This is a genomic window from Pseudoalteromonas sp. UBA2102 (assembly GCF_002331165.1).
GTDB classification, from domain to species: domain Bacteria; phylum Pseudomonadota; class Gammaproteobacteria; order Enterobacterales; family Alteromonadaceae; genus Pseudoalteromonas; species Pseudoalteromonas atlantica.
Genome location: NZ_DCYU01000060.1, coordinates 89,734 through 106,063, shown reverse-complemented (window position 1 = coordinate 106,063; position 16,330 = coordinate 89,734). Strand labels below are relative to the sequence as shown.

The 16,330-nt window shown below is 41.4% G+C and carries 11 protein-coding genes; 2 read left to right on the top strand and 9 right to left on the bottom strand.

Annotated features, from left to right (window positions below):
- Window positions 1-25: 25 nt before the first annotated feature.
- Together ptsP and rppH are read right to left on the bottom strand one after the other, a co-directional pair.
- The gene (gene ptsP, locus B2R65_RS08010; RefSeq protein WP_004586240.1) at window positions 26-2,290 is read right to left on the bottom strand and encodes a phosphoenolpyruvate--protein phosphotransferase; all 2,265 of its coding nucleotides are present in this window, start codon (window positions 2,288-2,290) and stop codon (window positions 26-28) included.
- A 29-nt stretch (window positions 2,291-2,319) separates the two neighbouring features.
- Window positions 2,320-2,838, bottom strand: a complete 519-nt coding sequence (gene rppH, locus B2R65_RS08005; protein ID WP_004586239.1) for an RNA pyrophosphohydrolase — start codon at window positions 2,836-2,838, stop codon at window positions 2,320-2,322.
- A gap of 577 nt (window positions 2,839-3,415) precedes the next feature.
- Here rppH and mutH point away from each other — a divergent pair.
- Complete coding sequence (mutH, locus tag B2R65_RS08000) at window positions 3,416-4,087, top strand: DNA mismatch repair endonuclease MutH (RefSeq protein ID WP_286741829.1); 672 nt, start codon at window positions 3,416-3,418, stop codon at window positions 4,085-4,087.
- A 292-nt stretch (window positions 4,088-4,379) separates the two neighbouring features.
- Here mutH and eno read toward each other — a convergent pair whose 3' ends face one another.
- The 5 genes from eno to rlmD all read right to left on the bottom strand — a co-directional run bounded on the left by eno (window position 4,380) and on the right by rlmD (window position 11,893).
- A complete protein-coding gene (gene eno, locus B2R65_RS07995; RefSeq protein ID WP_024033074.1) occupies window positions 4,380-5,678 on the bottom strand; it encodes a phosphopyruvate hydratase in 1,299 nt (432 codons plus the stop codon).
- A gap of 113 nt (window positions 5,679-5,791) precedes the next feature.
- A complete protein-coding gene (locus B2R65_RS07990) occupies window positions 5,792-7,426 on the bottom strand; it encodes a CTP synthase (RefSeq protein WP_004586236.1) in 1,635 nt (544 codons plus the stop codon).
- 177 nt (window positions 7,427-7,603) lie between these two features.
- A complete protein-coding gene (gene mazG / locus B2R65_RS07985) occupies window positions 7,604-8,401 on the bottom strand; it encodes a nucleoside triphosphate pyrophosphohydrolase (protein ID WP_096740373.1) in 798 nt (265 codons plus the stop codon).
- A 1-nt stretch (window position 8,402) separates the two neighbouring features.
- Window positions 8,403-10,559 carry a GTP diphosphokinase gene (relA, locus tag B2R65_RS07980; protein WP_286741828.1) on the bottom strand — a complete coding sequence of 719 codons (2,157 nt, stop codon included), beginning with the start codon at window positions 10,557-10,559 and terminating at the stop codon, window positions 8,403-8,405.
- Window positions 10,560-10,567: 8 nt separating this feature from the next.
- Window positions 10,568-11,893 (bottom strand): 23S rRNA (uracil(1939)-C(5))-methyltransferase RlmD, encoded by a 1,326-nt coding sequence (rlmD, locus tag B2R65_RS07975; protein ID WP_286741827.1) that lies wholly within the window; start codon window positions 11,891-11,893, stop codon window positions 10,568-10,570.
- 111 nt (window positions 11,894-12,004) lie between these two features.
- On the opposite strand from rlmD, the gene barA reads away from it, so the two are divergent.
- The gene (barA, locus tag B2R65_RS07970) at window positions 12,005-14,779 is read left to right on the top strand and encodes a two-component sensor histidine kinase BarA (protein WP_024033078.1); all 2,775 of its coding nucleotides are present in this window, start codon (window positions 12,005-12,007) and stop codon (window positions 14,777-14,779) included.
- A gap of 104 nt (window positions 14,780-14,883) precedes the next feature.
- Here barA and pdxJ read toward each other — a convergent pair whose 3' ends face one another.
- A complete protein-coding gene (gene pdxJ / locus B2R65_RS07965) occupies window positions 14,884-15,615 on the bottom strand; it encodes a pyridoxine 5'-phosphate synthase (protein WP_286741826.1) in 732 nt (243 codons plus the stop codon).
- A 21-nt stretch (window positions 15,616-15,636) separates the two neighbouring features.
- A complete protein-coding gene (recO, locus tag B2R65_RS07960; RefSeq protein WP_286741825.1) occupies window positions 15,637-16,329 on the bottom strand; it encodes a DNA repair protein RecO in 693 nt (230 codons plus the stop codon).
- Window position 16,330: the final 1 nt, after the last annotated feature.

The following is a 16,330-nucleotide window of genomic DNA, read 5'->3' as shown; positions in this document are numbered from 1 at the left end:
GTTAATAGCATCTTTAAGCGCTGCATTATTTGGCGGTATAAAACAGATCGCCTAATTGGTGTTCAATCATAAAATTGCGCGTTAAGCGCAGTACCTGTTTAGCGTTCGATTGCACTAAGCACTCTGCGAGTAATTGCTGCATATCGTTAATATTTAAACGCCTTAAAATCCACTTTACTTTAGTTAACGACGACATGTTCATACTTAAATGCCTATAGCCCATGGCAATGAGTAAAATAGCGCCCTCTGGCTCGCCGCCTAGCTCGCCACATAAACTAAAGGGTAAACGGTGTTTATTACATTCATTCGCTACTTTATTTAATACCCTTAACACACCGGGGTGATATGGGTTAAATAACTGAGCCACACGCGCATTTGCTCTATCGACAGCAAGTAAGTATTGCGTTAAATCGTTACTGCCTACTGAACAAAAATCTACTTTTTTAGCCCACTCGTCGAGCATAAATATACTTGAGGGTACTTCAAGCATAATGCCCACTTCTGGGCGCTCCAAGTTTTGCTCTGGGTGTTTTTCTGCCAGTTCAAAATAAGCTTGTTCAAATAACGCGAGCGCTTCGTCTACCTCTTCTGTACCGCTGATCATAGGCAGCATTATTTTTAAATTACCTAAGCCCATGTTTGCTTTTAACATAGCTTTGAGCTGATCTAAAAACAGCTCTGGGTGGTCAAGGCTTATGCGTATGCCGCGCCACCCTAAAAAGGGATTTTCTTCGGTGATATTAAAGTAATCTAAAACTTTATCGCCACCAATATCTAGGGTTCGCATAACCACTGGCGCTGGGTGGTAACTTTTTAGCACCTCCCTATACCAGTTTTCTTGTTCAGCTTGCGATGGAAATTGCCCCTTTTGCATAAACCATGCTTCGGTACGATAAAGCCCTACCCCATCGCAAATATGCGCACTGCTTTGCTCAGTATTAAGCTCAAGCCCTGCATTTAGCATTAAATTTATTTGCTCACCATCTAAGGTAACCGACTGTGCACTTTGCTCTGCTAAAAAGCGGTTATTGAGTAGTTTATCTTGGTGCTTTAGCTGTGCGTATTCATCGAGTAACACTTGCGAAGGAGAAATATATAAACGCCCTGCAAAGGCATCTAAAATCATTGGTTTAGCATCAAATTGCAATAAGGGTAAATCTTCAATACCCCAAATAGCCGGTATTCCCATCGCTCGGGTTAATATAGAGGCATGGCTATTGGCTGAGCCATTCACACTCACTACACCGGCTAAATGCCCGTTGGGTACTTCAGCAAGCATGGCGGGCGTTAAGGTATTCGCAATTAATATGGTATTGGGTGGGTAATCTTTTACTGCGTGTTCTGTGTTTACAAGGTGGTGTAATACCCTTAAACCTATGTCTTTTACATCAACTGCGCGCTCTTTAATGTAGGGGTCTTGCATGGCATTAAACTGCGAAATAAGCCGCTCAATAACAATTTTTAAGGCGCTTTTTGCACACCAGCCCTCTTGTAACTGTACCTCAACATTGTGGCCTAAACTTTTGGCATCAAGTAATTGTTGGTATACATCAAATACCGCGAGTGCTTCTCGCGGGATTGAGTCACTCAAGGTCATAGACAGGGTATTAAATTCTTTGCGGGTGGCAGCAACGGCTTGTGTAAACAAACGGCGTTGCTCGGCGCTATCGGGATCTTTTTTTAGCTCTATAGATTTAAAATCAAGCTTGGGCAGTACCACAAAGGCTTGGCCAATCCCAATACCTGGCGCACTCGACACCCCTTTGAGCACTGAGGTTTGGTGTGATGATTCGTCTTGGCGTAAAAGCTCTTTTATTTCAGCATGCGCAAGTTGCGAGGCTAGCTGCGCTGAAAGGGTAATTAAAAACGACTCTTCGTCTTGGCTAAAAACCCGCGCCATTTTTTGTTGTACAACAATAACGCCCAATACCTTTTTTTGATGCACCACAGGTACAGACAAAAAAGCATTGTAACCTTCTTCGTTTACTTCGGGGGAGAGCTTAAAACGCGGATGAGATTTTGCAAAAGCTATATTAATGGGCTCTTCACGCTGGGCCACTAAACCTACAAGCCCTTCGGTAAAACCAATTCTAAACTTACCTACGGCATCGGGGTTAAGGCCTTCGGTTGCCATAAGTACAAAGTTATCTTGGCTGTAGTCGGCAAAATAAATAGAGCAGCACTGGGTTTTCATGGCCTCTTTAACCATTTTCACAAAGCACACTAAGGCACTGTCTAAATTCGCTTGTTGCGAAACAGACTCAGCAATAGTTCTAAGTGTTGCCAGCATTACCTGCTCCTTATTTTATAATTATGCTACTACCTTTTGTGTCGCCACTGTTCTTTATGATGTTCTCTTTTATTAAAAGGCATTGCAAACGGTGCAAACTCTTTCATTACCCGTCTGTATACATCGCGTTTAAACGATACCACTTGCCTTACTGGGTACCAATAACTCACCCAGCGCCAATCATCAAACTCGGGATGATGTGTTTTAAGCAAGTTTACATCTTCATCTTTGCAACGCAGTTTTAATAAAAACCATTTTTGTTTTTGCCCAATACACACCGGACTAGAGTCGCGGCGAATTAATCGCTTGGGTAATTTATAGCGTAACCAATGTTTTGAGCTTGCGACTATTTCTACATCTTCTGGTCGCAAACCTACTTCTTCGTGTAATTCACGGTACATGGTTTGTTCGGGTGTTTCTCCGTCATCAACACCGCCTTGGGGAAATTGCCAAGAATGTTGACCGTAACGTCTAGCCCAAAAAACCTGCCCCTGATTATTGCAAATTACAATTCCGACATTGGCACGAAAACCTTCGGCATCAATCACCTTAGTGCCTCATTTGTAAGTCGATTTTTAATGATTGTTCCACATTAGCTGCAATTCGGCAAACACTATTATCCCCAAAGTCATCACGCCCTAATCGCACGTTTACTATTTACGCTGTGCATAACGACTTAACCTTAAATGGGCACTGAGTAATTACAAGGATAAAATAACCCCTAATTGACGCAACTTTTAGCAAAAAAAGCTAAGCTATGCCTTGATTATTATGTTTAGTGCTATTTACTCACAGCTTGTGTATAACTTTTGATAAACAAGGCTATTTTGCAAACAAGTCCACAATAGCAGATCTAAAAACTCGCTTTCTCCACAGATTCTGTGGATAAACATGTTTATATAGTTGTATTTATCCCATATAGAATTTGCTAACTTAATTAAAGCTGAATGAGTTAATTGAAAATATTAAAGCTAGTCAGTCACTTACAGTTAAACTGTGACTTTTTGGGGTGAGCAAAATTACGCCAAACACAGTGCGTATAAAAAACAACCAAAAGCAAAGATATCCACCTTACGGGGGTTTTGCTATCATGGCGCTGTTAATTATTCAAGGTAAATGAGTAGAATGCGACCAACAAAACCCCATTCAATTAATGACTTAATGCAACGCGTAAACGCTATTGCCGGTTTAACATTAGGGCAATTAGCCTCTCAATACAGCTTTAAAACCCCTGACGACCTATTACGCGAAAAAGGCTGGACCGGGCAACTTATTGAATACGTGTTAGGCGCTACTGCAGGCTCAAAACCCCTCCCCGACTTTGAAGATTTAGGCATTGAATTAAAAACACTGCCTATTTCGTATAAAGGAAAACCCTTAGAAACCACTTTTGTGTCGGTTACCCCCCTTATAAACGTAACCGGCATGACGTGGCATACAAGCGCTGTGCGTAAAAAGCTCAATCATGTTTTATGGCTGCCTATATTGAGTGAGCGCGATATTGCGCCTTTTGATAGAACCATAGGCAGTGGTTTTTTATGGCAGCCTACGCTTGAGCAAGATGCATTGCTACAACGTGATTGGGAAGAGCAAATGGAGTTAATAGCGCTTGGGCGAGTTGATGAAATATCAGGCCATTTAGGGGATGCCATTCAAATTAGGCCAAAAGCCGCTAATAGCAAAGTGGTTACCGATGCTATTGGCCCAAATGGGCAAACAATAAAAACCTTACCGCGTGGTTTTTATTTAAAAACCAGTTTTACAGGGGCTATTTTAAAGCAGCAGTTTCAGCTCTGAGCTGTGCAGAAAATATTATGAGTTAAGCAAATCCTGTTTCGCACTACTTGCGCGTGTCAGCGAGCTTAACTCCTACAAGATATTTCACCTTTTTTAATAAAATAATTTGAGGTTTAAATAAAGACTTTTCGCTTTTCTTGTACCCTCTTTTCGCACTGCGTGCGCGTGTCAGCGAGCTTAACGCCTACAAAGCATTCTCATCTCTTTGAAAAATTATCAGGCATAAAAAATCCCCGCATTAGCGAGGATTTTATTATCTAAAATTAAAAATAAGATTCTATATAAAATAGAATTACTGACCTTTAACTTCTTTAAGACCTTTGTAAGGTGCTTTAGAACCTAGCGCTTCTTCAATACGAAGAAGTTGGTTGTACTTAGCAACACGGTCAGAACGGCTCAATGAACCTGTTTTAATTTGACCAGCAGCAGTACCTACCGCTAAATCAGCAATAGTTGCATCTTCTGTTTCGCCAGAACGGTGCGAAATAACAACTGTAAAGCCTGCATCTTTAGCCATTTTGATTGCTGCTAACGTTTCAGTTAGTGAACCAATTTGGTTAAATTTAATTAGGATTGAGTTAGCAATACCGTTATCAATACCGCGTTTTAAAATCTTTGTGTTAGTTACGAATAAATCATCGCCTACTAATTGGATTTTATCGCCCATTAATTTAGTTTGGTGTGCAAAGCCATCCCAATCTGACTCATCTAAGCCATCTTCAATAGACACAATTGGGTATTGCTCAGTTAGATCTTTTAAGAAGTAGTTAAACTCTTCTGAAGTGAACTTTTTGCCTTCACCTTTCAGATCGTAAATGTTTGCTTCTTTGTCGTAAAACTCAGAGGCTGCACAGTCCATAGCCAGTGTAATATCTTTACCTAGCTCGTAACCTGCGTTTGCTACAGCTGTTTTAATAGCTGCAAGTGCCGCTTCGTTAGATGCAAGGTTTGGTGCAAAACCACCTTCATCACCTACTGCTGTAGAGTGGCCGTCTGCTTTTAATACTTTAGCAAGGCTGTGGAATACTTCAGCGCCCATACGTAGGCCTTCGCGGAAGTTTTCAGCGCCAACTGGTTGGATCATAAATTCTTGAATATCTACAGAGTTATCTGCGTGTTCACCACCGTTGATGATGTTCATCATAGGTAACGGCATTGAGTAAACACCTGGTGTACCGTTTAAGTCTGCGATGTGCTCGTAAAGCTCAACTTTTTTAAATTGTGCAGCGGCTTTTGCAGTTGCTAGTGATACCGCTAAAATAGCATTTGCACCTAGTTTTTCTTTATTTTCGGTGCCATCTAAATCTAGCATTACTTTATCTACAGCACTTTGTTCTAATGCATTTTGGCCTTTTAGCGCATCCGCAATTTCGTTGTTAATAAAACCAACTGCGTTTAATACGCCTTTACCTAAGTAACGGGCTTTGTCACCATCACGTAGCTCTAGTGCTTCGCGAGTACCTGTTGATGCACCTGAAGGAGCGGCAGCGCGGCCCCAAGAACCATCAGCTAAATATACATCAGCTTCAACAGTAGGGTTACCACGCGAGTCCATAATTTCGCGACCAATTACTTTTACGATTTCTGACATCTTGATTCCTCTATATTCCCAAAATGGTGAGTTCAGCTAACTTTACTACGTTTTATATCTTTTAGTCAGCCCTTTAGACAAAAAAGCCGTGCAATATGCACGGCTTTTTTTAATTACGAAGACGTTTTTTGATGAGTATGAGCGGCTGCTACAAACCCTTCAAATAACGGGTGACCATCACGTGGTGTTGACGTAAATTCCGGGTGGAATTGCGCAGCAATAAACCATGGGTGATCTTTATTTTCGATGATCTCTACTAGTTTTTTATCTTCTGATAAACCGGTAAAGCTTAAGCCTGCTTGCTCTAATTGCTCTACAAAGTTGTTGTTTACTTCGTAGCGATGACGGTGACGTTCAATAATTTCTGTATTGCCGTACACTTCGTGCACCTTAGAACCCGGCGTTAAGTGACATTTTTGTGCACCTAAACGCATGGTGCCACCTAAATCAGATTTTTCATCACGTATCTCAATGTTACCCTCAGCATCTAACCACTCGGTAATTAAGCCCACTACTGGCGCTTTAGAGTGAATATTAAACTCAGTTGAGTTAGCGTCGGTTAAACCTGCAACATTACGTGCGTATTCAATAAGTGCTACTTGCATACCTAAACAAATGCCTAGGTAAGGTACTTTGTTTTCACGGGCATACTTAGCTGCTAAAATTTTACCTTCAACACCACGGCCGCCAAAACCACCTGGTACTAAAATAGCGTCTAGATGAGAAAGCAGTTCTACCCCTTTGCTTTCTAAGTCTTGCGAGTCAACGTATTCAATATTAATGGTTAAACGGTTTTTAAGACCTGCATGTTTTAGTGCTTCGTTAACTGATTTGTATGCATCTGGTAGTTCAATGTACTTACCAACCATACCAATCGTTACTTCGCCAGTCGGGTTAGACTCTTGATAAAGTACTTGTTCCCATTCAACTAAATCAGCTTCTGGTGCGTCAAGGTGGAAACGACGACACACAAAGTTATCTAGCTCTTGTGATTTTAATAGCGCAGGAATTTTGTAAATGCTGTCTACGTCAGGAAGCGAAATAACCGCTTTTTCTTCAACGTTTGTAAACAATGCAATTTTTGCACGTTCATTGTTAGGCAATTTACGGTCTGAGCGACAAATAAGAATATCTGGCTGAATACCTACAGAGCGTAACTCTTTAACCGAGTGCTGTGTTGGTTTGGTTTTTACTTCGCCTGCAGGGCCTAAGAATGGCACTAGCGTTAGGTGAATAAATAGCGCGCGTTCGCGGCCAATTTCTGTACCTAACTGACGAATTGCTTCAATAAATGGTTGTGATTCAATATCACCTACTGTGCCACCAATTTCCACAATCGCAATATCATGACCTTCAGCACCGTCGTATACACGTTGCTTAATGTCATTTGTGATGTGTGGAATAACCTGAATGGTTGCACCTAAGTATTCACCACGGCGCTCACGACGTAGTACATCTTCGTACACTCGCCCTTGTGTGAAGTTGTTGCGGCTGGTCATTTTGGTGCGAATAAAACGCTCGTAGTGACCTAAATCAAGATCCGTTTCGGCACCGTCTTCTGTAACGTATACTTCACCGTGTTGAATTGGGCTCATTGTGCCTGGGTCAACGTTTATGTAAGGATCCAGCTTTAAAATGGTAACATCTAAACCGCGGGCCTCTAAAATAGCTGCCAATGACGCTGCTGCAATACCTTTACCCAACGAAGAAACAACCCCGCCAGTAACGAAGATAAATTTTGTACTCATGCGAACCCTAGAATATCAGGAATTAAAAGGAATATAACACCCGAGAAAGAGACTCTGGGTATATCATCAAGACGGGGCGAAATTGTACCAAAACAGCGTTGAGCAATCCAGCTAAAAATAGCGTTTAGACGCACAAAAAATGTTCGTTGATTAACATTAGGTTGTACTGAGCTAATCTTATTTCGCTTTTTTAATGGCTTCCCATGCTTCTTCCATTTCGTCAAGCGTTGCGCTGTCTAAACTTTTACCTTTTGCAATTAAATAACCTTGCACTTTTTCAAAGCGCGCCGAGAACTTATCGTTGGCTTGTCTGAGTAGTTGCTCTGGGTCGCGTTTAACATGGCGAGCCACATTTACTGTGGCAAATAATAAGTCGCCTATTTCTTCTGCTGTATGATCGGATGAAGGGTCGTGCTCAAGCGCTTCTTTTACTTCAAGTACTTCTTCACTTACTTTATCAAGTGCCCCGTGGTAGCTTGGCCAGTCAAAACCAAGTGCGGCAACACGCTGCTGAATTTTTTTAGCTTTAGTTAAGCTTGGCATATTGGTGGGTATATCTTGCCAAAGTGAGGCTTTGCTTGGCTGTACTTTTGCTGCACGCTCTTGTGCTTTAATTGCTTGCCATTGCTTTGCTAATTGCTCGTCGGTTAATGCTTGCTTGGTGTTAAAAACATGAGGGTGACGGCGGGTAAGTTTACTATTTAGCTCACTAACCACGTCGTTAAAATCAAACATGTCCTGCTCTTTGGCAAGTTGTGCGTAAAAAACGATTTGAAACAGTAAATCACCCAGCTCATTTTTAAGCTCGTTTAAATTACCCGACTCTATGCAGTCGGCCACTTCAAAGGCTTCTTCTAGCGTGTGCGGTACAATCGATTTAAAATTTTGCTTGCGATCCCACGGGCAACCGTCGCTAGGATCGCGAAGCAACGCCATAATATCGAGTAGTTGCTCAAGTGCGTTACTGTTTGCCATTTTATTGGTTTCGCTTGGCACTGTGCACACCTTCAATTTGATGCAGTTTAGACAAAACCCGGTTTGTGCCCGATAGGTCATGCACTTCTATTTGCATAGTAAATACCGCTAACTGATCAGCCCCAACAGTATTAACGTTCATGTTGATCACATTTACTTTTTCGTTAGCCAGTACAGAGCTAATATCGCGAATTAAACCTGAGCGATCGCTTGCTTCTATTTTTATACTTAGCGCATAAGAGCCGTTTATTTCATCTGACCAACTAACCGATATTACACGCTCTGGGTGTTGCTCTTTTAAGTTGTTAAATGAATCGCAATCTTCGCGGTGCACCCCAATGCCACGGCCTTGTGTAATATAGCCAATTATTTTATCGCCAGGTACTGGGCGACAACACTTAGCAACGTGGCTCATTAAACTGCCTACACCATCAACCACAATGCCGTTTTTATCGCCAGTTACTTTACTTGGCGCTTTAAAACGAATTACGGGTTCTTCTTCAGTACGATCACTGACAAAGTTAAGCATTTGGTTTAAGCGAACATCGCCGGCACCTATGGCAACCATTAAGTCATCTAGTTCTTTAAAATTAAAGCGCTTAATAGCTGGGTCTAAATCTTTGTAGGTTAAATCTAGCTTTTGCAGTTCGTTATCAAGAATCTCTTTACCGGCGCTTAAGTTTTTATCGCGGTCGAGCTGTTTAAACCAATGATGGATTTTAGCCCTTGCACGCGACGATTTAATATAACCAAGCGATGGATTTAGCCAATCGCGGCTTGGATTAGGCTGCTTTTGCGTGAGAATTTCTACCTGATCGCCCGTTGATAGCTGATGTGTAAACGGCACTATTTTGCCAAATACTTTAGCCCCTATACAGCGGTGCCCTACATTTGAGTGGATGTAGTAAGCAAAATCAAGCGGTGTAGCGCCAACAGGTAAATCGATAATATCGCCACTTGGGGTAAATATATAGACGCGGTCTTCTACAACTTGGTTTTTAAGCTCTTCGGCTAAATCGCCCCCATCAACCACTTCTTCTTGCCATTGTAGTAATTTGCGCAACCAGCTAATTTTTTGCTCATAGCCTGAGCCACGCCCAGGTAAAGCGCCTTCTTTATACATCCAGTGCGCGGCTACGCCAAGCTCTGCATCTTGGTGCATTTCGCTGGTGCGTATTTGTATTTCAACGGTTTTCCCTTCAGGACCAAATACCACGGTATGAATTGATTGATAGCCATTTTGCTTAGGTGTAGCAACGTAGTCGTCAAACTCTTTATTAAGGTGGCGCCAATTAGTGTGTACAATACCCAGCGCGCCGTAACAATCTTGCAGGCGCTCTACAACAATTCGCATTGCTCTAATATCAAACAGCTGATCAAACTCGTAGTTTTTTTGCTGCATTTTTTTATAAATGCTGTAAATGTGCTTAGGGCGGCCATACACTTGCGCCTCAATACCGGCTTCGCTTAGGCGAGCTTTTACTTGCGCAGCCATATCTTCCATATAGGCTTCACGGGCAAGGCGTTTATCATCAAGTTGTTTAGCAATGCTTTTATAGGTGTCGGGGTGTAAATACCTAAACGATAAATCTTCTAGTTCCCACTTAAGCTGGCCTATACCTAACCTGTTTGCTAACGGGGCAAAAATATCGGCGGTTTCTTTAGCGGCAATAACACGCTCTTCCTCATCGCCATTTTTTACATTGCGTAAATGGCACACTTGCTCAGCAAGTTTAATCACCACAGCGCGCACATCTTCAACCATGGTAAGTAACATTTTACGAATGTTATCTACCTGCATAGTGCCTTTACCTTGGTGCGATAAAGTACTAATAGCAGCCATTTGCGCAACCCCAGTTAAAAGCATGGCTACATTTTTGCCAAGTTGTGCTTCTACGGTTTCAAGGTCTACTAAGTCATTTAAGTAGTAATGCGTGAGATACGCGGTTGCGAGAGATTCTGCATCTAAATTTAGCTCGGCTAAAATCTCGACCATTTCTATGGCCGTGTTTTGCCGTGCTTGGTTGTCACATGTAACACACAATGCTTGCGCTTTGTTTAGTAGCGTTATTTTCTCTTGCGATAACGCTAACTGTTTTAGGCTAGTAGCAAAGTCACCTGTGTCGTCCTGTTGATGTGATTGACGTGTAGCGACCATAAAACGCTTTACCTCCGTTGAAATAACGCCATTGTTTCTATGTGTCCTGTATGTGGAAACATATTCATTAGCCCAATTTTAGTAACTTCAAAGCCTGCTTGCGAAATAATTGCACTGTCACGGGCTAAAGTAACAGGATCGCAAGAGACATATAAAATGGTTTTAAACTGCTTTAAAGGTAGTTGCTCTAAAACAGCCATAGCACCTGTGCGAGAAGGGTCTAATACTAATACGTCTAGCGCCTTATTAAACCATTGTGCTGTTTCAATTTTTTGCGTTAAATCAAAACAATGAAAGTGCGCATTAGTGATAGAGTTAGTTTGCGCATTTTGCGTCGCCATTGCAACCGCCGATGCAACCCCTTCTACTCCAATAACCGATTTAGCATGCTGGGCTAGCACTAATGAAAAGTTACCAATACCACAAAATAAATCCAATACTTGCTCGTTTCCTTGCAAGTTAAGCCAATTTACCGACTGAGCTAACATAGCTTGGTTAACTTCATCATTTACTTGAATAAAATTACCAAGGCCAAATTCAAACTTTAAATTAAACTTTTCTAAAAAATAATACGGCGTAGGCAAATGAGCTTGCTCTATAACATCGCTGTTGTCTTGCCAGGTAATTAACCATTGCTGTGCGTTTGCTGCTTCTTGTATGTAGCTTTTGGCTTCATCTGGTATCGCTTTAGTATGGCGAATAACAATAAAGTTCCCAGCCTCGTTTTGGCATAACTGTAAATGACTTATACTGTGTAGCGCTTTATATTGATTAATAAGCGTTTCAAAAATACTAAATACGTTAGTAAATGCCTTACTAAGCACATCACATTGCTCAATACTAATCACATTTTTAGAGCTAGGCGCACGATACCCAACTCGCATTTTTTTAGCGGCTTTATCATACATTACGGCAATACGGGCACTGCGTCTGTAATGAGTAGGCTTACTTAAAAGAGGCGCTTGCCAATTTAAGTCGCTTAATTTGGCAAATTTTTGAAACAATTGCGTCACTGCATTTTGCTTTTCAGCCACTTGCTGATTTATTTCTAGGTGCTGCAACTGGCAACCACCACAGTGATTATAATGCTGACAAAAAGGCTGCGTGCGTGCATCGCTTGGATTAATAACCTTAACCAGCTTTGCACTACTGTATTTGGCTTTATCTTCTATTAGGGTTGCCGTTACTTTTTCATTCATTAAAGCGCCGCTTACAAAGCACACTTTATTATTGTGTTTGGCAACGCCCCGCCCTTGATGATCCATGGCCGTAATATTAAGTGTGAGTGTTTGCTGTTTAAGTGGTTTTTTCTTTGCTTTAAAAATTTGCGCCATGCGGCATTACCTTAAATTTTGTATTACGTATAAGCAAATCAGATGCTTTGAGAATAGCCGATGAACCGTATATACTCGATCCATACTAATAATGATAATAACGCTTCCATTATGACCAAATTAGGCTTACGTGATTCTGTTTTAACCTTAACCTTGATCCCCACAGTGATCATTGGTTTGTTACTTGGCGGCTATTTTACAATAAATCGTTACATTGAGCTTGATGAAATTTTATATCAGCAAGGCAGCTCAATATCTGAACCCTTAGCAATTGCTTTAGAGCAGCCTTTACTTGAAAAAAATAAAAAGCTGCTCAACCGTCTGATTAGTTACACACACAATAAGCACTCCCCAACCATTAAATCGATTGCTATTTTTGATACCAGCAATCAGCTTATTATGACCAGCAACTATCATCGCTCGTTTGATGAACTAACTCAAAAAGAACAAATTGAAAATCTTCACACAACAAAAATTAATAAATCAGAAGAGCTAATCACGTTCTACACCCCAATTTTTAATCACTCTGCGCCGGTATCAAAATGGGATATTAATGATTTTCAAACCCCGCTTGGCACCGTTATTTTACAACTTAATAAAGACCAAGCGATTATAGGCCAGCAGCGAGCGGTTTTAATTAGCGGCATTGTTATTTTATTTTCAATAATATTGGCATCTATTTTAGCGCTTAAGCTTAGCCGTATGTTTATGAACCCGCTTAATAAGTTAGTACTTGCCACCGATAAACTAGTTGAAGGTAAAAGAGACACGGGTTTAAACGACACCATGATGGGCGAATTTGAACTTTTGCGTGAAGGGCTTAATACCATTGCCCACACTATGGTTATGCAAAAAGATGAAATGCAGAAAAATATTGATCAGGCCACGAGTGATTACCGCGAAACCCTAGAGCAATACGAAACTTCAAATATTCAGCTAACTATGGCCAAAAAAGAGGCGCAAGATGCTAACCGCGTTAAGTCCGACTTTTTAGCTAAAATGAGTCACGAGTTACGTACCCCGCTTAATGGGGTTATTGGCTTTACGCGCCAATTGTATAAAACACCTTTAAATAAACATCAAAAAGACTACCTCGATACCATAGAGCTTTCTGCCAATAGTTTATTGACGATTATTAGCGATATTTTAGATTTTTCTAAACTTGAAGCGGGCGCAATGGAGCTTGAATCAATCCAGTTTCAACTGCGCGATAGCGTAAACGAGGTTATGACATTATTAGCTCCCTCGGCGCATGAAAAACAACTTGAACTATCTATTTATATCAACCCACAAGTGCCTGATGATTTAACCGGTGACCCCACTCGCCTTAAACAAGTACTCATTAACTTGTTAAGTAATGCCATTAAGTTTACTGAAAAAGGCTCTATAAAAGTTGATATAAGCTACCGCTTATTAGATGAAGACCGCGCCTCTATTTTAGTATCAGTAACCGATACCGGTGTGGGTATTCCAATGGATAAGCAAGATGCGTTATTTACTGCATTTGGCCAAGCAGATTCATCCATCACCCGAAAATTTGGCGGCACTGGTTTAGGTCTCATTATTACCAAACACATCGTAGAGGCTATGAATGGCCGAATAACGCTAAATTCAGCCCCGGGAAGCGGCACCTGTTTTACCTTTAATGGTGTGTTTAGGTTGCCTGATCATACCTTTAGTAACGACTTACCTTCTAAATCACTTATTGGTAAACGCATATTATACCTAGAGCCACACGAGCATACGCACCACTCAGTGCTTTCTGTATTAAACGAGTGGGAAGCGGTTGTAACCGCCTGTTTTAATGAAGCAGCGTTTTTAGACGCCATCAAACATAAAATGTTTAAGTATGATATTTGTATTATTGGTGATATGGCATCGGTAGATGATATGCAGCGACTTAAGAGCTATGTGAATATGGTTCGCGAGTCGTGCGATTATTTATACCTTATGCTCAATACGGTATCGCATAATATGCGCGAAGCGTTTATTGGCAGCGGCGCCGATGCGTGCTTAAGTAAGCCGCTTAATCATCGTAAATTATGTGAAGTACTGGCTGCGCCTTATCGCCTTGACCATCCAACCTTAAATATTGAGCCAAGCGATCAAACATTATTGCCATTAAAAGTACTGGTGGTAGATGACAACGATGCAAACTTAAAACTTATTTGCACCTTGTTAAAAGAGCAAGTTGAATTTATAGATACGGCCTACAATGGCTCGCAAGCCTACAGTTTAAGTAAAAGCCATAAGTACGATGTTATATTTATGGACATACAAATGCCGATTATGGATGGCATTACCGCGTGTAAACTTATTAAGGAGTCTTCTTTAAACGAAGACACACCTATTATTGCGGTAACCGCGCATGCTCTGCACAGTGAAAAAGAGCAGCTATTAAAAGATGGCTTTAAAGGCTATTTAACTAAGCCTATTGATGAGGACATGCTGAGCCAAATTATTTGCGATCATAGTCCGCAATCGCCCGTAAGCCGCGACAAAATTAAAAGTGTAACGTCACAAAGCCCTGCTCCATTTGAAAGTAACTGCTTAGATTGGTCGCTTGCGCTACAACGAGCAGGGGGTAAAGGTGAGCTGGCGCTGGAAATGCTCAATATGCTATTACAAAGTGTGCCAGAGACGCTCTCGCAGCTCAACGAAGCTATTGAGCAAAACGATTGCCAAACGGTATTAAGTGTTATCCACAAATTCCATGGCGCGTGCTGTTATACCGGTGTGCCTAAGCTTAAATCACTGGCAGAAACCATAGAAACCTCACTTAAAAGTGATTGCGTGCTAGATAACGTTGAGCCTGAACTATTTGAGCTTCAGGATGAGCTGGAAAACCTCATGGCAGATGCAAGTGCTACCGAGCATCAACGCTAAAAAACACGTAATAAAAAAGCGCAGTAAATGCGCTTTTAACAGGTTTTAATACCATTTTACTTAATTAAGTATTTCTATTAAATGGTGCCACCATGGGGTTAAATTTATAACCTTGCCTCAATCATGAGGCGTTTCATGTCGCGTACTGCTTTTTCAAGGCCATCAATAGCTGCGCGCGCAATAATAGCGTGGCCAATGTTAAGCTCATAAATTTCAGGCATTGCAGCAATTGGTTTTACGTTATGATAATGAAGGCCATGCCCTGCATTTACAATTAAGCCTAAGCTCGCCGCGTATTTTACACCCTCTCGTATGTGCTCAAGCTCTTTGTTTAAATCTTCATCATTAGTGGCATCTGCATACGCGCCGGTATGAATTTCTACATACGGTGCACCACACGCTTTAGCTGCATCTAACTGTGCTTTATCGGCGTCAATAAATAATGACACTTTAATACCCGCATCAGTTAGTGTTTTAGTGGCCGCTTTAATTTTATCTACATTACCAGCCACATCTAGGCCGCCTTCGGTCGTAAGCTCTTCACGTTTTTCAGGTACTAAACATACGTACTCAGGCTGTACTTCAAGGGCTATGTTAATCATTTCATCTGTAACCGCTGTTTCAAGATTCATACGCGTTTGAATCGTTTTAGCCATTACGTATACATCGCGGTCTTGAATATGGCGACGATCTTCACGCAAGTGAATAGTAATACCATCTGCACCGGCGTGCTCTGCCACACTGGCCGCATGTGCTGGGTCTGGGTATGATGTACCACGCGCTTGGCGAAGCGTTGCAATATGATCAACGTTTACGCCTAAAAGAATGTCTTTCATTTTGTTACCTGTAAAATATGTTTATTGAGAGGCCATAAATAATTCACGGCTTTTTAATGGTTTATTACCCAGTAAAGGTTTTAGTAAATAACGGCTTAATTGTTTTGCCATATAGAGTACATCGCTTTGGCTAAAATCATGATTAGCAATCGCTTTGAGCTGCGCGCCGCTAAACCCTGAGCGCGTATCTTGTTGCATCAAAAAACCCAACTCAGGAAAGTAACTATACGTTTGCCTTTCATCAATTGGCTCACCACTGGCATCAAAGCTAAAGTCGACGCCATAGCCCAACAACTCTAATAGTTGAAATTCGTATGAGCGCAGCACCGATTGTAAATCGACATCGCTATTTAAGTTCTCTAGGTGAGTTTTGTAGAGCTCAAACACTTGTTCAAGTGGCTCGTTTACCGGCACAATGCGGTTAGTCAGCTCATTTAAATAAAAGCCACAGTAAAGCTTATCCTTTGTTAAATATAAAGGATTACCATGTAGCTCAAATTTATTAATGTATTTTAAATCGAACTTGCAACTGTAATGAACAAGCAGTGCCTGAAAAGGCTGCAATTGTGCTTTGTGTTTAGTGGCCTGGCGACCACTCACTCTGGCTAGCATTCTTAGCTGGCCTACGCCTTCTACCAGCATATCGAGCATTACTTGGGAGTCGCTATAAGGACGCCGATGTAATAGGTACGCTGTGTAGAAGTCGCTATCCATA